18 protein-coding genes and 1 pseudogene are annotated in these 19,557 nt (G+C 62.8%); 12 read left to right on the forward strand and 7 right to left on the reverse strand.

Going from position 1 to position 19,557, the window contains the following annotated elements; all coding sequences use genetic code 11:
* Nucleotides 1-19: 19 nt before the first annotated feature.
* Together A3AI_RS0122375 and A3AI_RS0122380 are read right to left on the reverse strand one after the other, a co-directional pair.
* Nucleotides 20-778 (reverse strand): SDR family NAD(P)-dependent oxidoreductase, encoded by a 759-nt coding sequence (locus tag A3AI_RS0122375; RefSeq protein ID WP_024517716.1) that lies wholly within the window; start codon nt 776-778, stop codon nt 20-22.
* Nucleotides 779-838: 60 nt separating this feature from the next.
* Entirely contained in the window at nt 839-1,498 is a 660-nt protein-coding gene (locus A3AI_RS0122380; protein ID WP_024517717.1) for a TetR family transcriptional regulator, read from the reverse strand.
* Between the two features lie 160 nt (nt 1,499-1,658).
* On the opposite strand from A3AI_RS0122380, the gene A3AI_RS0122385 reads away from it, so the two are divergent.
* The 3 genes from A3AI_RS0122385 (at nt 1,659) to A3AI_RS0122395 (ending at nt 5,900) form a co-directional block, all read left to right on the forward strand.
* The gene (locus A3AI_RS0122385; RefSeq protein WP_024517718.1) at nt 1,659-2,831 is read left to right on the forward strand and encodes an acetyl-CoA C-acetyltransferase; all 1,173 of its coding nucleotides are present in this window, start codon (nt 1,659-1,661) and stop codon (nt 2,829-2,831) included.
* A gap of 190 nt (nt 2,832-3,021) precedes the next feature.
* Nucleotides 3,022-4,566, forward strand: coding sequence for an acyl-CoA synthetase (locus A3AI_RS0122390; RefSeq protein ID WP_024517719.1), 1,545 nt, complete (start codon nt 3,022-3,024; stop codon nt 4,564-4,566).
* A 176-nt stretch (nt 4,567-4,742) separates the two neighbouring features.
* Nucleotides 4,743-5,900, forward strand: a complete 1,158-nt coding sequence (locus A3AI_RS0122395; RefSeq protein WP_024517720.1) for an alpha/beta hydrolase — start codon at nt 4,743-4,745, stop codon at nt 5,898-5,900.
* A gap of 64 nt (nt 5,901-5,964) precedes the next feature.
* Here A3AI_RS0122395 and A3AI_RS43265 read toward each other — a convergent pair.
* Nucleotides 5,965-6,200 (reverse strand): annotated as a pseudogene (locus A3AI_RS43265) (hypothetical protein); the annotation flags it as partial.
* Nucleotides 6,201-6,375: 175 nt separating this feature from the next.
* Here A3AI_RS43265 and mbfA point away from each other — a divergent pair.
* From mbfA to A3AI_RS0122420, 4 genes are all read left to right on the forward strand, one after another.
* The gene (gene mbfA / locus A3AI_RS0122405; RefSeq protein ID WP_024517722.1) at nt 6,376-7,347 is read left to right on the forward strand and encodes an iron exporter MbfA; all 972 of its coding nucleotides are present in this window, start codon (nt 6,376-6,378) and stop codon (nt 7,345-7,347) included.
* 192 nt (nt 7,348-7,539) lie between these two features.
* Nucleotides 7,540-8,070, forward strand: coding sequence for a cytochrome b (locus tag A3AI_RS0122410; protein WP_024517723.1), 531 nt, complete (start codon nt 7,540-7,542; stop codon nt 8,068-8,070).
* Nucleotides 8,071-8,165: 95 nt separating this feature from the next.
* Nucleotides 8,166-9,638 (forward strand): amidase, encoded by a 1,473-nt coding sequence (locus A3AI_RS0122415; protein WP_024517724.1) that lies wholly within the window; start codon nt 8,166-8,168, stop codon nt 9,636-9,638.
* A 207-nt stretch (nt 9,639-9,845) separates the two neighbouring features.
* A complete protein-coding gene (locus tag A3AI_RS0122420; protein WP_024517725.1) occupies nt 9,846-10,199 on the forward strand; it encodes a nuclear transport factor 2 family protein in 354 nt (117 codons plus the stop codon).
* Between the two features lie 94 nt (nt 10,200-10,293).
* Here A3AI_RS0122420 and A3AI_RS0122425 read toward each other — a convergent pair whose 3' ends face one another.
* Both A3AI_RS0122425 and A3AI_RS0122430 read right to left on the reverse strand, forming a co-directional pair.
* Nucleotides 10,294-11,382: a Zn-dependent alcohol dehydrogenase gene (locus A3AI_RS0122425; RefSeq protein ID WP_024517726.1), complete on the reverse strand. Its 1,089-nt coding sequence runs from the start codon at nt 11,380-11,382 to the stop codon at nt 10,294-10,296.
* A gap of 77 nt (nt 11,383-11,459) precedes the next feature.
* Nucleotides 11,460-13,241 carry an acyl-CoA dehydrogenase family protein gene (locus tag A3AI_RS0122430; protein ID WP_024517727.1) on the reverse strand — a complete coding sequence of 594 codons (1,782 nt, stop codon included), beginning with the start codon at nt 13,239-13,241 and terminating at the stop codon, nt 11,460-11,462.
* 109 nt (nt 13,242-13,350) lie between these two features.
* On the opposite strand from A3AI_RS0122430, the gene A3AI_RS0122440 reads away from it, so the two are divergent.
* From A3AI_RS0122440 to A3AI_RS0122450, 3 genes are all read left to right on the forward strand, one after another.
* A complete protein-coding gene (locus tag A3AI_RS0122440; protein WP_024517728.1) occupies nt 13,351-14,346 on the forward strand; it encodes a glutathione S-transferase family protein in 996 nt (331 codons plus the stop codon).
* A gap of 36 nt (nt 14,347-14,382) precedes the next feature.
* Complete coding sequence (locus A3AI_RS0122445) at nt 14,383-15,084, forward strand: SDR family NAD(P)-dependent oxidoreductase (RefSeq protein ID WP_024517729.1); 702 nt, start codon at nt 14,383-14,385, stop codon at nt 15,082-15,084.
* Nucleotides 15,085-15,200: 116 nt separating this feature from the next.
* Nucleotides 15,201-16,031, forward strand: a complete 831-nt coding sequence (locus tag A3AI_RS0122450; protein ID WP_024517730.1) for an enoyl-CoA hydratase — start codon at nt 15,201-15,203, stop codon at nt 16,029-16,031.
* A 1-nt stretch (nt 16,032) separates the two neighbouring features.
* Here A3AI_RS0122450 and A3AI_RS0122455 read toward each other — a convergent pair whose 3' ends face one another.
* Complete coding sequence (locus tag A3AI_RS0122455; RefSeq protein ID WP_024517731.1) at nt 16,033-16,644, reverse strand: GNAT family N-acetyltransferase; 612 nt, start codon at nt 16,642-16,644, stop codon at nt 16,033-16,035.
* A gap of 73 nt (nt 16,645-16,717) precedes the next feature.
* On the reverse strand, nt 16,718-16,921 hold the full coding sequence (locus tag A3AI_RS0122460; RefSeq protein WP_024517732.1) for a DUF1127 domain-containing protein: 204 nt from the start codon (nt 16,919-16,921) through the stop codon (nt 16,718-16,720).
* A 115-nt stretch (nt 16,922-17,036) separates the two neighbouring features.
* On the opposite strand from A3AI_RS0122460, the gene A3AI_RS0122465 reads away from it, so the two are divergent.
* The gene (locus tag A3AI_RS0122465; protein ID WP_024517733.1) at nt 17,037-17,936 is read left to right on the forward strand and encodes a transcriptional regulator GcvA; all 900 of its coding nucleotides are present in this window, start codon (nt 17,037-17,039) and stop codon (nt 17,934-17,936) included.
* 207 nt (nt 17,937-18,143) lie between these two features.
* The gene (locus A3AI_RS0122470) at nt 18,144-19,457 is read left to right on the forward strand and encodes an MFS transporter (protein ID WP_024517734.1); all 1,314 of its coding nucleotides are present in this window, start codon (nt 18,144-18,146) and stop codon (nt 19,455-19,457) included.
* The last annotated feature ends 100 nt before the right edge of the window (nt 19,458-19,557 follow it).

Here is a 19,557-nt window from a genome sequence, read left to right on the forward strand (position 1 = left end):
CCGGGACGATGACAAGACCTTACCGTGGCGCCATGCGGATCGCGCCGTCGAGACGGATGGTCTCGCCGTTGAGCATCGCGTTCTCGACAATGTGCACCGCGAGCGCGCCATATTCATTGGCATCGCCGAGGCGTGCGGGGTGCGGCACCTGGGCGCCGAGGCTCTTGCGCGCCTCCTCGTTCAGCCCCATCAGCAGCGGCGTCAGGAACAGGCCCGGCGCGATGGTGTTGACGCGGATCTTGTGCTGCGCGAGGTCGCGCGCCGCCGGCAGCGTGAGCCCGACCACGCCGCCCTTGGAAGCGGAGTAGGCGATCTGGCCGATCTGGCCTTCATAGGCCGCCACACTCGCGGTGTTGATAATGACGCCGCGCTCCTCGCCGACCGGCGCGGCCGGCACCAGGCGCTCGGCGAACAGCCGCAGGCAATTGAAGGTACCGATCAGGTTGACATTGATGATGCGCGCGAACTTCGCCAGCGGATAGACGCCGTCCTTGCCGACGATGCGCTGCGAGCCGCCGATGCCGGCGCAATTGACCAGCACGCGCGCCGTGCCGTGCGCGGCTTCCGCCTTGGCAAGGGCGGCCTTGACCTGCTCCTCATCAGTGACGTCGGCATGAAGGCCAACGCCCTTCACTTCTGCTGCGATCTTCTCGGCATTCTCCTTGCTCTGGTCGAGCACGGCGATCTTGGCGCCTTTGTCGGCCATGGCGCGGGCGGTCGCGGCACCGAGCCCGGAACCGCCACCGGTGATGAGAACGGCAACGTCTTTCAACTGCATCTGGTCTTCTCCTTGGGCGTTTTTGTCTTTGAAACTACGAAACGAGGATCGGCGCGCCGATCAGAGGGGAGCAGCTTCCTCCCTCTCGACGCTCAGCATGCCGCCGCAGATCAGCGACTCCATGTGCTGGATGTAGTCGCGACAAACATCGTCGGTGACCGGGCCGACGCCAACCGCGCGCGACATCGCGTGGCGGCCGAAGAACAGGTGATCGCAGGCGCCGATCAAGCTGGTGTAGAACAGCACCGGGTCAATGTTACGGAACTCGCCGGCCGCAACGCCTTGCCCGAGCAGCCGGCGATGAAAATCAAGCAAAGGCGCGACGAAGAATTTTGCCACCTCGTCGGCCGACTCCGCGCTGCTCTCATGCAGCAGGTAATGGATCAGCCGGTTCATATAAGGGAAGCGGTGGTAGGCGCGGATGATGCCTGCGATGTGCAGTTTCAACTTTGCGGTCGGCGTGATCGGCTGCGCGAGCAAATACTCGAGATTGTCCATCTCGGTCGCGGCATCCCGCGCGAGCAGCGCCAGCAACAGCCCGTCCTTGTTGCCGAAATGATATTTGACCAGCGCGGCGTTGACCCCGGACTTCTGGGCAATGTCGCTCAACGAAATGTCGATGGTGGCGCGCCCGATCATAAGCTCGCTGGCCGCAACCAGCAGCTTTTCCGCCGTTGGGTTCCTGCCGTTGGAGAGCTTGTTGGGAGCGCCGGTATCCAAGGGTTGGTCGGTCCTGGGTTAGGTCTGGATCGGGGATGCACATAAGCCTAAGCAGCTCTGCATCTCAAGAGTTAATTGAATGATTGACTAAATCCGCGACCGCCCCTTTAATCCGCCGCAACCAAACCAGCCACAGCAGACAATCAGGGAGTTCAGGATAATGGCCGAGGCTTATATCGTCGCCGCCGCCCGCACCGCCGGCGGCCGCAAGGGGGGACGTCTTGCGGGCTGGCACCCGGCCGACCTCGCCGCCACGGTTCTTGATGCGCTGGTGGATCGGTCGGGTGCCGACCCCGCGCAGATCGAGGACGTGATCATGGGCTGCGTCATGCAGGCCGGCGAGCAGTCCAACAATGTCGCGCGCAACGCGGTGATGGCCTCGAAGCTGCCGGAGAGTGTGCCGGGCACCTCGATCGACCGCCAATGCGGCTCCTCGCAGCAGGCGCTGCACTTTGCCGCACAGGCGGTGATGTCGGGCGCAATGGATGTCGTGATCGCAGCCGGCGTGGAATCGATGACGCGGGTGCCGATGGGTCTTGCCTCCTCGCTACCGGCAAAGAACGGCTTCGGCCACTACAAGAGCCCGAACATCGAGCAACGCTATCCCAACATCATGTTCAGCCAGTTCACCGGCGCGGAGATGATGGCGGAGAAGTACGGCCTCTCCAAGGATGAACTCGATGAATATTCCTACCAGAGCCATCAGCGCGCGATCGCGGCGACGCAAGCCGGCGCCTTCAAGGACGAGATCGTGCCGCTCAAGATCACCCGTGCCGACGGCTCGACCGACACCCACCACATCGACGAAGGCATCCGCTTCGACGTCAGCCTCGACGGCATCAAGAGCGTCAAGCTGATCGCGGAGAACGGCAAGCTGACCGCGGCCTCCGCAAGCCAGATCTGCGACGGCGCCTCCGGCGTCATGGTGGTGAATGAGCGCGGCCTGAAGTCGCTCGGCGTGAAGCCGCTCGCGCGCATCCATCATATGACCATGGTGGGCGGCGATCCCGTGATCATGCTGGAAGCACCGCTGCCGGCGACCGAGCGCGCACTGAAGAAGGCCGGCATGACGATCGACGACATCGACCTGTTCGAGGTCAACGAGGCGTTCGCCTCGGTGCCGGCCGGCTGGCTGAAGACGACCGGCGCCGACCCCGCGCGGCTCAACGTCAACGGCGGCGCCATCGCGCTTGGCCATCCGCTCGGCTCCTCCGGCACCAAGCTGATGACCACGCTGGTCAACGCCCTCAAGCAGCGCAACAAGCGCTACGGCCTGCAGACCATGTGCGAAGGCGGCGGCATGGCCAATGTGACGATCGTGGAAAGGCTGTAACGAGCTCTCTGTTTCCTCTCCCGCTCTTCGCGAGGAGAGGGTCAGGGAGAGGGGCCGCATCCACAAATCCGGAAAATAGAGGAGCGCGCGAAAGCTCCCCCTCGCCCGGATCGCATCTTCCGATGCGATGCGAGCTTTCCCCGCGCGCGGGGCGAGGTGAAGAGAGACCGCCCGCCTGCTTGAGGATTCAATGACCCACCCCACGATCCACGCCCGCACCAATCCGGACAAGATCGCCTACCAGATGGCCGCAACCGGCAAGGCGATCACCTATCGCGAGCTTGACGAACTCTCCAACCAGGGTGCGCAGCTGTTTCGCGCCCTGGGGCTCAAGGCCGGCGATCATGTCGCGCTGTTGATGGAGAACCGGCTGGCCTTCATGGAGATCTGCTGGGCCGCGCAGCGCGCCGGCCTCTATTACACCGCGATCAGCCGCTATCTCACCCAGGACGAGATCGACTACATCGTGAAGGATTGCGGCGCCAAGGTCGTGATCACTTCGCCGAAATGCGCCGAGCAGATCAAAGGCCTGATCACCGGCGGATCAAGCGAGGCGATCTTCTTCATGCTGGACGAGCCGGAGCCGGGCTTTCGCTCTTGGGACAAGGAAGCCGGCGCGCAAGCCATCACGCCGATCCCGGATGAGATTGCCGGCTATGACATGCTGTATTCCTCCGGCACCACCGGCCGGCCCAAGGGCGTCAAAAAGGAATTCGAAGGCAAGCCGATCGACTGGCCGAACCCGTTTTTGCTGACGCTGTGTGCCAATATGTGCGGCATGGGGTCGGAGACGACCTATCTCTCGCCCGCGCCGCTCTACCATGCGGCGCCCCTGCGCTTCAACATGATGGCGACCGTGCTCGGCGGCACCTCCGTCATCATGGAGTCCTTCGACGCTGAAGCTTTCCTCAAGCTGGTCGAAAAGCACAAGGTCACGCAGTCGCAGCTGGTACCGACCATGTTCGTGCGCATGCTGAAGCTGCCGGACGAGGTGCGCGACCGCTACGACGTCTCCTCGCTAAAGGGCGCGATCCATGCCGCCGCGCCCTGCCCGGCCGACGTCAAGGCCAGGATGATCGACTGGTGGGGGCCGATCCTGATCGAATATTACGCGGGCTCGGAGGGCAATGGCGTCACGGTCTGCAACTCGCAGCAATGGCTCGCCCATCGCGGCAGCGTCGGCCGCGCCGTTGTTGGCAAGATCAAGATCCTGGACGAGGCTGAAGAGGAACTGCCGGCGGGCGAGATCGGCACCGTCTATTTCGCCGATGCACCGACCTTCAGCTATCACAATGATCCCGAGAAGACCAAACGCGCACACAATACGCGGGGCTGGTCGACGCTGGGCGATGTCGGCTATCTCGATGCCGACGGCTATCTCTATCTCACCGATCGAAAATCCTACATGATCATCTCAGGTGGCGTGAACATCTATCCGCAGGAGACCGAGGACGCGCTGATCGCCCATCCTGGTGTCGCCGACGTCGCGGTGTTCGGCGTGCCGAACGAGGAGATGGGCGAGGAGGTCAAGGCGGTGGTGCAGCCGCATGACATGGCGCAGGCAGGCGACGCGCTGGCGGAGGAGCTGATCCAGTTCTGCCGCAAGCGCCTGTCCCCGATCAAATGCCCGCGCAGCGTCGACTTCGCGGCGGAACTGCCGCGCACGCCGACCGGCAAGCTTGTGAAGCGCCATTTGCGCGACCGCTACTGGCCGAAAACGGCGGTGCGGGTCTAGTTCTCCGTCGTCCCGGCGAAAGCCATAATCACGGGCCTTTGTTGTTGCGGTGACCGGCAGTCGCAGCATACTCAGTAACCACGCCTTTGGATCCCGGCTCTGCTTCAGCCGTCGCTCTTCGAGCTACGGCGGGCGCGTCGCTTGGCCGGGACGACGAATTGAGAGAGTGAGACAACATGGCCCTCCCTCCGATCCCGCTCCCCGCCTCCATCCGCTCGCGCACTGTCGCCAACATCAACGGCCTCACCATGCATGTGCTGGAGGCCGGGTTCGAGACCCGCGGCCGGCCCTGCATTCTGCTGCTGCATGGCTTCCCGGAGCTCGCCTTCTCCTGGCGCAAGGTGATGCCGGCGCTGGCGGGGGCGGGCTATCACGTGATCGCGCCGGACCAGCGCGGCTACGGTCGCACCACCGGCTGGAGCGCCGACTATGACGACGATCTCGCGCCGTTCCGCTTCACCAATCTGGCGCGCGATGCGATCGGCCTGGTCTCCGCCTTCGGCTACGCGAGCGTCGATGCGGTGATCGGGCATGATTTCGGCAGCCCCGTCGCCGCCTGGTGTGCGCTGTTGCGGCCCGACGTGTTTCGCGCGGTCGCCATGATGAGCGCACCGTTCGGCGGTCCACCCAAATTGCCGTTCGACACCGCGGACAAGCCGGCAGCCGCCCGGAGCGGCGATTCCGTGCATCGCGCGCTCGCTGCTCTTTCGCGGCCGCGCAAGCATTACCAATGGTACTATTCGACACACGCTGCCAATGACGACATGGTCAACGCGCGCCAAGGCCTGCGCGAATTCCTGCGCGCCTACTATCATCACAAGAGTGCAGACTGGAAGGATAACAAGCCATATCCGCTCACAGCATGGTCGGCCGAAGAGCTTGCAAAACTGCCGACCTATTATGTGATGGATCTCGACAAGACCATGCCTGAGACGGTTGCCATGGAAATGCCGTCGGTTGCCGAGATTGCGGCCAACACATGGCTGCCCGATAGCGAGCTTACCTTCTACGCGTCCGAATATGAACGCACCGGATTCCAGGGCGGGCTGCAATGGTATCGCTGCGGCACCTCGGGCGAGTTCGATGCGGAAATGCAGCTCTGGTCCGGCCGGACCATCGACGTGCCCTCGTGCTTCATCTCGGGAAAGCAGGATTGGGGCACGTATCAACGCGCCGGCGTGTTCGAGGCGATGCAGAAGAGCGTTTGCACTGCAATGATCGGCTGCCATCTCGTCGATGGCGCCGGCCACTGGGTGCAGCAGGAACAGCCTCAGGAAGTCAGTCGACTGCTGCTGCAATTCATTGAGCAGGCGACAGAACGTAGCGCGCGCTAACGCGGTCGCCGAAACTGCGGAAAGGCGGCCATTGCAGCGTCGAGTCCGGCGGCGGATCGCCTCAATCGCCTTCCATGACCAGGCGGCCGTCCCTCGTCGTCACACGCACAGTTCGAAGTCGTAGGGGTAGAACAGCTCGATCCCGTATTGGGCACCTTCGGTGAACGGCACGCAATGCCAGACCTGCTCGCGCGAGCCATCTGCACGGGGCTCGCGCCTGCCGGCCCAGCCCGGAATTTCCAGCTTGGTCCGCCGCGGCGCCAAGCCCGGATCGTTGAGCCGGTATTTGATCGTCTCCATGCACTCTCCCTGTTCATGGCAATGGCTGGCGATGTGCAACGGTCATCTTCCGCAGCCGGTTCCCATCCGGTCTGTGACTGACGGCCCCAATTAGGGGCCCCGCTTGGATTTGACCTCGGAACGATGAGCCCCTATACAATTTAGAACCATTCTAAATTAACGAGAAAGCGATCTTATGAAGAATTTCGCCGATCTGACCGAGCGCGAGGTGCTGGCAGTGGCGATTTCCGCGGAGGAGGAAGACAGCCGCATCTACATGACCTTTGCCGAGGACCTGAAGGATCGCTACCCGGATTCGGCAAAACTGTTCGAGGAGATGGCGGAGGAGGAACGCGGCCATCGGCACATGCTGCTCGAGCTCTATGAACAGCGCTTCGGCCCCCATCTGCCGCCCATTCGCCGCGACGACGTAAAGGGATTTCTGCGCCGCCGCCCGGTGTGGCTGACCAAGAACCTGCCGCTGGAGACCATCCGCAAGGAAGCGGAGACGATGGAGTTCGAGGCAGAGCGGTTTTACGTCAAGGCGGCCGACCAGGCGCAGGACGTTGCCGTGCGCCGGTTGCTCGGCGACCTCGCGGAGGCGGAGAAGGACCACGAGAAGACCGCAACCCAGCTAACCCATGACATCCTGAGCCCCGATGTCCGCGCCGCCGAGGACCGCACGCGCCGGCGCGTCTTCGTGCTGCAATATGTGCAGCCGGGTCTGGCGGGACTTATGGATGGCTCGGTCTCGACACTCGCGCCGCTGTTTGCCGCCGCGTTCGCCACCCATCAGAACTGGCAGACATTCCTCGTGGGTCTTGCGGCCTCGATCGGCGCCGGCATCAGCATGGGCTTTGCCGAAGCCTTGTCGGACGACGGCTCATTGACCGGGCGCGGCTCGCCGTGGCTGCGCGGCTTGACCTGCGGATTGATGACCACGGTCGGCGGGCTCGGCCACACCCTGCCCTATCTGGTGCCGGACAGCTGGACCAACGCGTTCTGGATCGCGACCGCGATCGCCGGCGTCGTGGTGTTCTTCGAGCTGTGGGCGATCGCCTATATCCGCACCCGCTACATGGACACGCCGTTCCTGCAGGCCGTATTCCAGATCGTGCTTGGCGGCGTGATCGTGCTCGCGGTGGGTATTCTGATCGGAGGCGCATAGTCCGCTTGCGATGGCGACGCGCGTGCTCGCATGCCCCCGCGCGGCACGGACAGATTGAAATATGAACTCATTATGACGCAGTCACCGGTGCCACCTGCAAACGATTCTAGTTCGGCATCTTTGACGTGAACTTCGACATCGGCTAGGCAATCTGCAAGTGTCCTCGCCTGATATCGATTGCTCCGGGATCCCATGTCTTCTCGCCTGCAATATGGCCATACGGCCAAGGTATTTCATTGGCTCATCGTCGCGCTGCTTGTCGTGCAATATCTGATCGGCTGGCTGATGCCGGACATCCATCGCGGGATGCAGCCGGGCGTCCTGATGACCATGCATCTCTCCTTCGGTCTCTCGATTCTCCTCCTGATCATGCTGCGTTTTGTCTGGCGCTTGACGCATCCGGTCGCGCCTGAAAGCTCGCTACCGTCCTGGCAGCGGCTCAGTTCCGAACTAGTACATTGGCTGCTCTATATCCTGGTGCTCGCGACGACCGTTACGGGTTGGCTGTTTGCATCGTTCCGCGGCTGGTCCGTTTCCTTTTTCTATCTGTTTCCATTTCCAATGCTGGCGTCCGACAATGCGGCAGCCGGACGCGCTATCGATGGCTTGCATCAGGTGGCGGAGTGGACCTTGCTGGTCTTCATCGGCCTGCACGTGCTGGCTGCACTCGTGCATCTGTTCGTCTATCGCAACGGTGTCATGCAGCGCATGCTGCCCGGATAGACTGTTCGCATAGCAATTGCGGTCAAACCGAGCTTGCGGCCGAGGTCCATTCTGATCAACACTCGATAGCAAAAGATCGGAAGGGAGAACTCGCCTTGGCCAAATCGCAATGGAGCTTCAAGACCGCGACCGAATTGTCGGCGGCACTCGCAGCAAGACAGGTTTCAGCAGTCGAGCTCGCCGAAGATGCAATCGCCCGCATCGAGCGTCACGACGACAAGATCAATGCCATCTGCGTGCGCGATTTCGACCGTGCCATGCAGGCCGCCCGTGCCGCCGACGCGGCACTGGGGCGTGGCGAGATGAAGCCACTGCTCGGAATCCCCCTCACGGTGAAGGAATCCTTCAACATTGCGGGCCTGCCGACCACCTGGGGCTTCGTCCCGCAAAAGGACTATCGACCGACGGAGGATGCGTTGACCATCAGCCGCGTGAAGGAGGCCGGCGGCGTCATCCTCGGCAAGACCAACGTGCCGCTCGGCCTCGGCGACTGGCAGAGCTACAACGACATCTACGGGACAACCAATAACCCCTACGATCTCGGACGCACGCCCGGCGGTTCGTCCGGCGGCTCCTCGGCGGCGCTTGCTGCAGGCTACGGACCGCTGTCGCTGGGCTCCGATATCGGCGGCTCCGTGCGCGTGCCGGCGTTCCATTGCGGCGTCTACGCGCACAAGCCGACCTACGCGCTGGTGGCGATCCGCGGTCACGCTCCTCCGCAGGTCCAGCCGATTCCGATGGATCGCGATCTCTCGGTGCTGGGCCCGATGGCGCGCGGTGCCGCCGATCTTGCGCTCGCGCTCGACGTGATCGCGGGGCCCGATCCGCTGGATGCCGGCGTCGGCTACACGCTCGCATTGCCGTCGCCACGCCACGCGGCATTGAAGGATTTCCGCGTGCTGGTCGTCGACGGCCATCCGCTGTTGCCGCCGAACAGGGAGGTTCGCGCGAGCATCGAGATGCTTGCCGGCAATCTCGAGAAGGCCGGCGCGCGCGTGGCGCGGCAGAGCCCGCTGCTGCCCGATTTCGCGGATGCTTCGCGGCTCTATATGCGGATGCTGATGGGGTTCCTGGCCTCGTTCTGGCCGACCGAGCAATATGAAGGTGCACGCGCCGCCGCGGCGCAACTCGCGCCCGACGATACGAGCCTCGCGGCCGAACGGCTGCGCGGCATCTCGATCAGCCATCGCGCCTGGGTGCTCGACGACGGAGCCCGTGCGCGGCTGCGCGCGCAATGGCGGGCCCTGTTCAGGGAATTCGATGCGGTGATCTGCCCGATCATGCCGACGCAGGCCTATCCGCACGACCATTCGCCGGAGCAGGAGACCCGCCGCATCAATATCGACGGCAAGGACTATGTCTATCCCGACCAGCTCTCCTGGCCCGGCTTCGCAACGCTGCCGGGGCTGCCATCAACTGCTATTCCGACCGGCTTTGCGTCGGATGGGCTGCCGGTCGGCGTGCAGATCATCGGACCATGGCTCGAGGACAAGACGCCGATCAAACTCGCCGAGCTGATCGAACGCGAGTTCGGCGGCTTCGTACCGCCGAAGATGTTTGACGATTAGCTGGCCTGCGGCAACATAAAGCATGATCCGGAAAAGTGTGTAGCGGTTTTCCGAAAAGATCATGCTCAATCAAAGACCTAAAGCGCGGTGACGATTCAACCAAATCTCATCGCGCTTTGGTGCGATGTATCAAAACTGCCAACCCGGCCTTATACGGATTCAGGGGCGCGCGATCCACGCCCCTGAAATGACGAACGGGAGGTAGCAATGAGCAAGGATATTGAGGAACTCACCGTACTCAACCGCGACTACGTCGCCTCCGTGCAGAATGGCGATGTGAAGCGCTTTAACGAGATCCTGGCACCGGAATTTTACTGCACCAATCCCGACAAATCCCTGGTCGACCGTGCCGGCTTCCTGAAGCAGACGGCCGAGCCAGTCACGATCAGGAATCTTCTCGAACATGATGTGAAGATTCGCGTGATGGGCGACTTCGCCATCATCCACGGCGCAACCAGCTACACCACCGCCGACGGCAAGCAGGCCTCCGGCCGCTACACCGATTGCTGGGCGAAACAGAACGGCCGCTGGCTGGCCGTCTCCGCCCACGTATCGCGGTGATCCCGTCATTCCGGGGCGCGCGATAGCGCGAACCCGGAATCTCGCGCCAAATAACAGTTGCGAGGTCGTCCCGGCTCTTCGGCCGGGACGACGGCTAAGCATCAAACATGATCACGCTGCGCAGCGTTTTGCCGGCTTTCATATCGGCAAAACCCTCATTGATCTCCGGCAGCTTCAGCTTGGCCGAGATCCAGTCCTCCAGATGCAGCTTGCCGCGCATGTAGAACTCGACCAGCCGCGGCATGTCGACGCGGAAATGGTTGGAGCCCATCGACGAGCCCTGGATGCGGCGCTCGCGCAGGAAGTCGAAGCCGTGCAGCTCGATCTTCTGGCCGAACGGGATCATGCCGACGATGGTCGCGGTGCCGCCAGGCGCAAGCATCGCAAAAGCCTGCTCCGCGGTCTCCTTGCGACCCAAGACCTCGAAGGCATGATGCACTCCGCCCTTGGTGAGTTCGCGCACCTGCTGCACCACCTCACCCCTGTTGGGATCGACGATATCGGTCGCACCAAGTTTGGTTGCAAGCTGCAGTTTGGCGGGATTGGTGTCGATCGCGATGATGCGGCCCGCGCCGGCAATCGCAGCTCCGTTGATCGCCGCCATGCCGACCCCGCCGCAACCGATCACGGCGACAGTTTCACCCGCCTGCACTTTCGCAGTGTTCACGACAGCGCCATAGCCAGTGATGACGCCGCAGCCGATCAAGGCAGCAAGATCGAGCGGCATGTCCTGGCGGATTTTGACGATGGCGTTCTCGTGCACCAGCATCTGCTCGGCAAACGATGACAGGTTCAGGAACTGGTTGAGCTTCTCCGGCTTAGACCATTGCATGCGGTTGGACACGCCGGGCAGCATCTTCACCGTGGTGTCGGTGCAGAGCACCGGCCGCCCCGTGGTGCAATTGTCGCAGGTGCCGCAGAATACCGAGAGGCAGGTGACGACGTGATCGCCCGGCTTCACATAGGTGACGTCGGAGCCGACCTTCTCGACCACGCCGGCAGATTCATGGCCGAGCACAGCCGGCAGCGGATGCGGATAGAGCCCTTCGATAAAATGTAGATCGGAATGGCAGAGGCCGGCGACCGCGGTCCGGATCAAGACTTCGCGCGGACCCGGATTGGGCAGGCTGACATCCTCGATGACAAGCGGTTTATTGACTTCATAAAGGACGGCGGCCTTCATCGGTGTTTCCTCATTTGTTTGTTTCTTCTCACAACTCCCCATCGGGAAGTGGTGAGTCCGTGTGTGCGGCTTCGAGCCTACGCTGCCAGAAGCAATTCGCCAACCTCCGCCATGCCGGCCGAACGCTCGCCAAGCAGCAGCGCTGCAATCGCGCCTTGCGTCACATTTTCCGTGAGCCGGAACGGATCGCCCGAGGAAAGCCGGTGATCGAGCACAAGGCGCGACAGCAGCAGCCGTCGTGCATCGCCGCGCATCTGATCGATGCGCGCGCCTTCCCAGGCGAGCGTCACCGCGCTTGCGACATGGTAGAGCAAGGTGGTGGCGCGCCTCGCATCGCCCTCATTGTCGGCCCGCGAAGCGACCTCACGAGCAAAGCCGACGGCGCGGTCGACGAGACCGCGCAGGCGGTCGCGCCAGGCCTGCGGCACTGTGACGCTCTCATCCAGCCGCGCGTGCAGGTCGGCGGCAAGCGCGGACTCCGCGCCATGTCGCCCGACCGCGCGCTTGAGCGCGTCGATCGCGACGATGTTGCCGGTGCCTTCCCAGATCGAGCCGAGATGCGCGTCGCGCAGCAGACGCGCAGTCGCAAACTCCTCGATATAACCGGTGCCGCCGCGCATCTCCATGGCGTCGCCGCAAACCTTTCGCGCATCGCGCGTGGCGCGGAATTTCAAGGTCGGGGTCAGGATACGCAGTAGTGCCGCGGCGTCCTGGCTACCGGCCTCCGCTCGGTCAAGCGCATCCGCGGTGACAAAGCTCATCGACAGCGCCTGCTCGGTCGCGAGCATGATCTTCATCAATTGCCGCCGCCCGAGCGGCAGATCGACGATGCGGCTGCCGAACACCACGCGATTCCTCGCCACCGTCATCGCGTCATGATAGGCGCGCCGCATCAGCGCAGTCGATTTGACGCCGTTGGAGAGGCGCGAGGAGTTGACCATCTCCGCCATCTGCACAAAGCCACGGTCGAGCCGACCGACCGCATAGGCAATCGCGCCTTCGAACTTGATCTCGCCCGAGGCCATCGAGCGGGTGCCGAGCTTGTCCTTGAGCCGAACGATCCGGTAGTGGTTCTGCGATCCGTCGTCGAGAAAGCGTGGCATCAGGAACAGCCCGACGCCGCGCGTGCCGTCGCCAGCGCCCTGGGGCCGTGCCAACAGCATCACGACCTTCGCATCGGCGTTCGAGCAGAACCATTTCTCGCCATGCAGACGCCAATGGTCGCCTTCCTGCACCGCTGATGTCGTGAGCGTGCCGACGTCGGAGCCGCCCTCCTTCTCCGTCATGAACTGGCCGCCCTGGGTCAGCTTGCTGATATCGGTCTGGGTCAGGCCGTCGAGATATCTTGCCTTCAATTCGTCGCTGCCGAAATTGTTAAGCAGCTTGGCGCAACCGTCAGTGACGTTGATCGGGCAGCCCAGCCCGAATTCCGCCTGGTTGAATAGAAAAGTAAAGGCGTGCTTGGCGGCGACAGGATATTTTTCCGGCCAGCCCATGATGCCCTTGCGGATGGACATGGCGTGGATGCCGAACTCGCCGAAAGCGGCACGCTCGAGCTCGCGATAGGCCGGATGATACTCGATCGACTGCACGTCGCGCCCGAAACGGTCGCGCGGGTGCAACACTGGGGTATGTCGATCGGCGAGCCGCGCACATTCGTCGAGATGGCCGCCGGCGAGTTCACCCAACCGATCCAGATGCGGCTCGATGTGCCGGAACAGCGCATCGGGCAGATGAATGCGCAAGAGATCGCTCAGCGCCGGATCGGCGCGATAGAAATTGATGCCCGTGGTATCGGGCGCCAACAGTCTCGACCGGTCGGTGTCGGCCGCAACGTCATCTTTGATGAGCTGGTGCATGTTTCAATCGCCCTCGTTCTTTTCCACCCTGTCTTCCCGGCTTTGAATGCTGTAGATCATTTGCCAGGCGGCCGCTGAAGCCGCGAAATTCTCAGGGAGGCATGATCCCATGGCGGACCTCTTTTCGCTCGTCGGGGCAGAAATGTCGCCCTACTCCGTCAAGGTCCGCTCCTATTTTCGCTATAAAGCCATTCCGCATCAATGGATTTTGCGTAACGCGGAAAGCCAGGCCGATTACCAGACCTACGCCAAGCTGCCGATCATACCGCTGGTGGTGACACCCCAGCAGAACGGCATCCAGGACTCCACCCCGATCATCGACCAGCTCGAGAAACTCTTTCCGGAACCCTCGGTGCATCCCGAAGGTGCGCTGCGATTCCTCTCGGCGCTGATCGAGGAGTTCGGCGACGAGTGGGGCAATAAATGGATGTTCCACTACCGTTGGGCGCGCGAGGTCGATCAGCTGGCGTCCGCCGGCCGCATCGCCCGCATGCAGGCACCGAACGCCAGTAATGATGTGCATGCCGCACTGGTCGAGAAGATCCGCACTCGCATGGTCGAGCGGGTCTGGTTCGTCGGCTCCAACGAGGTGACAGCGTCCCAGATCGAGACCGGCTTTGCCGAGATGCTCGGGATGCTCGAAACCCATCTCGCAACACGGCCTTATCTGTTTGGCGGCCGCCCCGCTTACGGCGACTTCGGCCTTTGGGGACAATTTTATGAGCTTTGGACGGACCCCACGGCCGGATCCTTGATCGAAGGGCGCGCGCCGCGCGTGCTCGAATGGATTCAGCGCATGCTGTGGCCGCGGGCGGATAGCGCCTTCGAGAACTGGGCAAGGCTACAACCGACACTGATGCCGATTCTGAAAAACCAGGTAGGCAGACAATTCATGACCTGGACGCAGGCGAACGAGAGAGCGCTTGCCGAGGGCAAGGAGGAGTTCTCAGTGACCCTCGGCAACAATGTCTGGGTCCAGAAACCGCAAAAATATCATGCACGCGCGCTTGCCCTGCTGCGCGGCAAATACGCCGATGTCTCGGACAAGGCCGCGCTCGATCCGATCCTCGAGGAGGCCGGTTGTCTCGCCGCCTTGTGCGCCTAGATAGAGAGTCCCAGTAAAGTCAGAAGGACGGCGCCCATGGATCTCCCGAAATACAAGACCGCACTTATTGTCGGCGCCGGCGAGGGCTTGAGCGCCTCGCTTGCCCGGCTGTTCGCCAGCAAGGAGATTCGCGTCGCGCTCGCCGCGCGCAAGATCGAGAAGCTCGGCGCCCTGTGCCACGAGACCGGCGCGCGCGCCTATGCCTGCAATGCTGCCGAGCCCGACGACGTCGAACGCCTGTTCGGTCTCGTGGAGCGCGAGATCGCCGCGCCCGACCTTGTCGTGTATAATGCAAGCGGTCGCGCCCGCGGTCCCTTCGTCGACCTGGTGCCTGCCGAAGTGGCGCAGGCGATCATGGTCAGTGCCTTCGGCGGCTTTCTGGTGGCGCAACAAGCGGCATCGCGCATGCTTCCCAAAAAGCATGGGGCGATCCTGCTCACTGGAGCGTCGGCCAGCGTGAAGGGCTATGCGCAATCCGCGCCCTTTGCGATGGGCAAGTTCGGCCTGCGCGGCCTCGCGCAATCGCTCGCGCGCGAGTTGTCACCGCAGGGCATTCATGTCGCCCATTTCGTGATCGACGGCGGCATCCGCAGCGCGGGGCGAACCGAGCCGGCGGACCGGCCGGATTCCATGCTCGATCCTGACGCCATTGCGCTAAGCTACTGGAACGTCCTGCAACAGCCGCGCAGTGCCTGGACCTGGGAGATGGAATTGCGGCCGTGGGTCGAGAAGTTCTGAAATCATCCCGGGCCCCGAAAGGCGAGCTCTGATGTGCTGTTACACATCCGAGAATCTCGAGATTGCGGGTTCGGTGCTGGCGCACCGCCCCGGTATGACCGAACAAGGGAGGCAACATGACCACCGAGACAAAGATCGACACCGGTACCGATGAGCTCCTCTGCGTTATCCGCGACCGCGTCGCGATCATCACGCTGAACCGCCCCGAGGCGCGCAATGCACTGTCGGACACTCTGTCGCCGGCGTTGCGCGCGATGATCAAGACGTGTGGCGAGAATCCCGATGTCGGGGTGCTGCTCCTGACCGGTGCAGGCACCGCCTTCTGCGCGGGCGGCAATGTCAAGGGAATGGGCGCACATCGCGACAAGGCAAAGCTCGCGATGTCGTTCGACGACAAGGTCGCCGACTTGCAGGAGCGGCAGCGCCTTCTCACCGGGGCTCTGGCCGCGCTGCGCAAACCGACCATCGCCGCACTTCCCGGCCCCGCGGTGGGCGCGGGGCTCGCGCTCGCGATGGCCTGCGACATCCGTATCGCGGCGCAATCGGCTTTCGTCTCCACCGGCTATCTGCGCGTCGCGCTCTCTGGCGATTATGGCATCGCCTGGCTCTTGACGCGATTGGTCGGCACCGCGCGGGCGCGCGAGTTGATGTTCGCGGCCGAGAAGGTCGATGCCGAACGCTGCGAGCGCATCGGCCTCGTCAATCGCGTGGTGCCGGACGCCGAGCTACAGGCCGAGGCTTTCGCGCTTGCCAAGTCCATGGCCGAGGGCCCGACGCTGGCGTTGCGCTACATGAAGGACAATCTCGATGAGGCTTTGTCTTTTGACTTCGCTACCGCGCGCGACCACGAGGCCGAACGGTTGATCCGCCTCACCTCCACGGCCGATCATCGCGAAGCGGTGCAGGCCTTCATCGAAAAGCGCAACCCGGTATTCGGGGATCATTAGATCAGGCGACCGCAAGCTGCCGAGCTTCCGCGGCGAGCCGCCAGCTTGCGCAGGGGATGTCCTTCGGCGCGACGTTGATCTCTTTCTCGAAACGTACCAGTTTCCAATCGTCGGGATGGTTGGTGAAAGCGAAGCCGGATTTGCGGGCGAGCGCAATCATTGCGCTATTGGAGCGCAGCGTATCACCAAACAGGATGGTCCCACCCAACGACGCGGCCCGGCATTCCAGATTCTTCATCAGCGCCGCGCCGATGCCATGACCCTGCCAGCGATCGTCGATCGACAGGCCGAACTCGATGCTCAGGTCCTCCGCGTGGAAGGCGTATCGCGCCTCGCCGACAATGCTCTCAAAGCCGTCCACCTCGATCGTGGCGACCACGGTAAACGAATCGTCCAGGCCGACATGGGTGAAATGATCGAGCACCGATTTCGGCAGTTCGCTCATCGCACCGAGAAAGCGCTTGTAGCGGGAGGCGGCCGACAGCGATCGGTAGTAGTTCTGCAGTTCTTCTGCATCGCGCGGCTCGACGAAGCGGACCGTCACCGCCTCGCCGCTCCGCGCGTGCAAAGTGTCGGAATATTGCGCAAGAGCATCAAACCGAAGCGATGTCATGGCCAACTCCCGTCATTTTCCGAAAAGGCCGCCGATCGGCATCCCCTGAGGCAATGCCAATCAGGCTGCTCGCTCAAGCCCGCCAGAACGGCTTTTCGGCTTCGTCGACGACGTCGCTCCAGGACAGACCGACATCGTGCAGATCGCGATCGGACCAGTGGGTCAGTTCCTCGCGGGTGCGATGACGCTCGCGCCACACATGGAGGGTTTCACCCAGGTTGGCCCAGAACCCGTTAACATGATGATTTGTCATCGTATGGTGGGTGCAGGTAGACATGATTAGCTCCTAAAGCTAAACTTTGAGGGCTAATATCTGCCCCCGACAGCTGTTCCACAAACGACACTTTGTCCCGTTTCAGATGACAAAACCTCATGAATTTGAGATTTGTTAAATGACTACGCGGCTGCCGTCCCTCAATGGTTTGCGGGCCTTCGAGGCTGCCGCGCGACATCTGAGCTTCACGCTCGCCGCGGCCGAACTGAACGTGACCCAGACCGCCATCAGCCACCAGATCAAGCGGCTGGAGGAGGAGCTCGGGCTTCGCCTGTTCCTCCGCAGGAATCGCGCGCTGGCGCTGACCCCGAAGGCCAAGGACTATCTCCCGGGCGTGCGCGCCGCCTTCAACGACCTTCGGCTTGCGACCGACAGATTGTTGCGCAAGGACGAGGACAACGTCCTGACCATCTCGACGCTGGCCTCGCTTGCCGCCAAATGGCTGCTGCCGCGCCTCTCCTCCTTTCAGGAGGCTCATCCCGGCATCGATGTGCGCATCACCACCTCGACCACCCTGGTCGATTTCAGGAGCGGCGATGTCGATGCGGCGCTCCGATATGGGCGCGGCCACTGGCCAGGACTGCGCGCGCAATGGCTGATGGCGGACGAGCTGTTTCCGGTCTGCAGCCCGGCGCTGCTCAAGGGCGACAAGCCGCTCACCTGTCCGCAGGACCTCGCGCGCTACACGCTGCTGCATTCCAGCGGTGGCTATGACGATGACTGGCGGCTCTGGCTGACGGCGGCGGGCTTGCCGACCGACATTTCCAAGCAGCCGGGCCTGACCTTCGACCTCATCTTCATGACCGTGCAGGCCGCAATCGACGGCATCGGCGTTGCGATGGGGCGGACCTCGTATGTCCAGGACGACATCGCCAAGGGACGCCTCGTCGTGCCGTTCAAGATCACCCTCCCCGCCGATGCCGGCTTCTACCTGGTCTCGCCCGAGGCGAGCGATGATCCGCCGAAGCTGAAGCTGTTCCGCCAATGGCTGCTCGCTGCGGTGCAGCACAAGTCTTGAAAATCGGCGCTTCCGCGCGACGCTAGCTGAAAATATAAGGCGCTTTCCGGTTGGTCGGCCGCCATGGGCGTGGCAGATTGACTTTTCATTGAGCGCGATCCGTTCGGAAAGCCGGCATCCACTTTTCCGGATCGCGCTCCCATCAACTGTCGGCTGGCGTGAAGTTTTCCCGCAACCGGCTATTCCTGACGGGGGAGGAAGCTCACGATGTCGCAGACGTCGACGACGACACAGGTACCAGCGATCAAGTCGCGCCTCGGCGCCATCATGCGCGCCACAAGCGGCAACTTCCTCGAGCAGTTCGACTTCTTCTTGTTCGGCTTCTACGCGCCCGTGATTGCGAAGGCGTTCTTTCCGTCCGAGAACGAGACCGCGGCGCTGCTCAACACCTTTGGCGTGTTCTGGCTGGGCGCCTTGATGCGCCCGGTGGGAGCGGTCGTGCTCGGTGCCTATATCGACCGCATCGGCCGCCGGCAGGGCCTGATCACCACGCTCTCCATCATGGCAGTCGGCACCGTGGTGATTGCGTTCTGTCCGAGCTACGCGACCATCGGGGTCGCCGCTCCGGTCATCGTGCTGATCGGCCGCCTGTTGCAGGGTTTCTCGGCCGGTGTCGAGCTCGGCGGCGTATCGGTATATCTCGCCGAGATTTCCACGCCCGGCAACCGCGGCTTCTACACCTCGTTCCAGTCCTCCAGCCAGCAGGTCGCAATCTTTGTCGCGGCAATCCTGGGTTATGTGCTGAACGAATCGATGTCCAGCGCCACCATCGCCGCCTGGGGCTGGCGTATCCCCTTCTTCATCGGCTGCCTGATCATTCCCGTGATCTTCTTCCTGCGGCGGACGCTGGAAGAGACCCCGGAATTCCTGGCGATGAAGAAGCACCCCACGGCGAGCGAAGTGTTCGCCTCGGCGATTGCCAACTGGCGCATCGTGATCCTCGGCATGATGATCGCGGTGCTGACCACCACGACCTTCTATTTCATCACCGTCTATACCCCGACCTTCGGCAAGACTGTGCTGAAGCTGTCGACGGCCGACGCATTGCTGGTCACGCTGCTCGTTGCCGTCACCAACTTCATCTGGAATCCGGTCGGCGGCGCAGTGTCCGACCGCATCGGGCGCAAGCCGGTGCTGATCGGGATTGCCACCCTGTCGCTGCTGACGGCCTATCCGGCACTGCACTGGCTGGTGAGTGCTCCCTCGTTCGGGAAACTCCTGGCGGTGCAGATGATGTTCTCCTTCTACTTCGGCACCTATAGCGGCACCATGCTGGGCGCCCTGGTGGAGATCGTGCCCAAGCACGTCCGCACCACCTGCTTCTCGCTCGCCTTTGCGCTGGCGGCGGCCCTGTTCGGCACCTTCACGCCGTTCGCAGCAACCTGGCTGATCGAAACGACCGGCGACAAGGCCTCGCCTTGCTACTGGCTGATGTTCGGCGCCGTGCTCGGCATCATCGCAGCGCTCACGGTCTACCGCGGAGGCGAGACCGTCGAGAACCGCGAAGCAGTCACCGCCTGATATCCCACGATATGAAAGGCGTCGCGCAGCGCATTCCTGCTGCGCGGCGCCTTTATCCTGTCCGGCCCTTCCCTTTCCATGCGAACCGGATAACAAGGGC

This window comes from Bradyrhizobium sp. Tv2a-2, from assembly GCF_000472425.1.
Lineage (GTDB): Bacteria > Pseudomonadota > Alphaproteobacteria > Rhizobiales > Xanthobacteraceae > Bradyrhizobium.

Coding starts and splice junctions, on each gene's coding strand:
- A3AI_RS0122375 (WP_024517716.1), bottom strand. CDS start 778: ATGCAGTTGAAAGACGTTGCCGTTCTCATCACCGGTGGCGGTTCCGGG.
- A3AI_RS0122385 (WP_024517718.1), top strand. CDS start 1,659: ATGGCCGAGGCTTATATCGTCGCCGCCGCCCGCACCGCCGGCGGCCGC.
- A3AI_RS0122390 (WP_024517719.1), top strand. CDS start 3,022: ATGACCCACCCCACGATCCACGCCCGCACCAATCCGGACAAGATCGCC.
- A3AI_RS0122395 (WP_024517720.1), top strand. CDS start 4,743: ATGGCCCTCCCTCCGATCCCGCTCCCCGCCTCCATCCGCTCGCGCACT.
- mbfA (WP_024517722.1), top strand. CDS start 6,376: ATGAAGAATTTCGCCGATCTGACCGAGCGCGAGGTGCTGGCAGTGGCG.
- A3AI_RS0122410 (WP_024517723.1), top strand. CDS start 7,540: ATGTCTTCTCGCCTGCAATATGGCCATACGGCCAAGGTATTTCATTGG.
- A3AI_RS0122420 (WP_024517725.1), top strand. CDS start 9,846: ATGAGCAAGGATATTGAGGAACTCACCGTACTCAACCGCGACTACGTC.
- A3AI_RS0122425 (WP_024517726.1), bottom strand. CDS start 11,382: ATGAAGGCCGCCGTCCTTTATGAAGTCAATAAACCGCTTGTCATCGAG.
- A3AI_RS0122430 (WP_024517727.1), bottom strand. CDS start 13,241: ATGCACCAGCTCATCAAAGATGACGTTGCGGCCGACACCGACCGGTCG.
- A3AI_RS0122440 (WP_024517728.1), top strand. CDS start 13,351: ATGGCGGACCTCTTTTCGCTCGTCGGGGCAGAAATGTCGCCCTACTCC.
- A3AI_RS0122445 (WP_024517729.1), top strand. CDS start 14,383: ATGGATCTCCCGAAATACAAGACCGCACTTATTGTCGGCGCCGGCGAG.
- A3AI_RS0122450 (WP_024517730.1), top strand. CDS start 15,201: ATGACCACCGAGACAAAGATCGACACCGGTACCGATGAGCTCCTCTGC.
- A3AI_RS0122455 (WP_024517731.1), bottom strand. CDS start 16,644: ATGACATCGCTTCGGTTTGATGCTCTTGCGCAATATTCCGACACTTTG.
- A3AI_RS0122460 (WP_024517732.1), bottom strand. CDS start 16,921: ATGTCTACCTGCACCCACCATACGATGACAAATCATCATGTTAACGGG.
- A3AI_RS0122465 (WP_024517733.1), top strand. CDS start 17,037: ATGACTACGCGGCTGCCGTCCCTCAATGGTTTGCGGGCCTTCGAGGCT.
- A3AI_RS0122470 (WP_024517734.1), top strand. CDS start 18,144: ATGTCGCAGACGTCGACGACGACACAGGTACCAGCGATCAAGTCGCGC.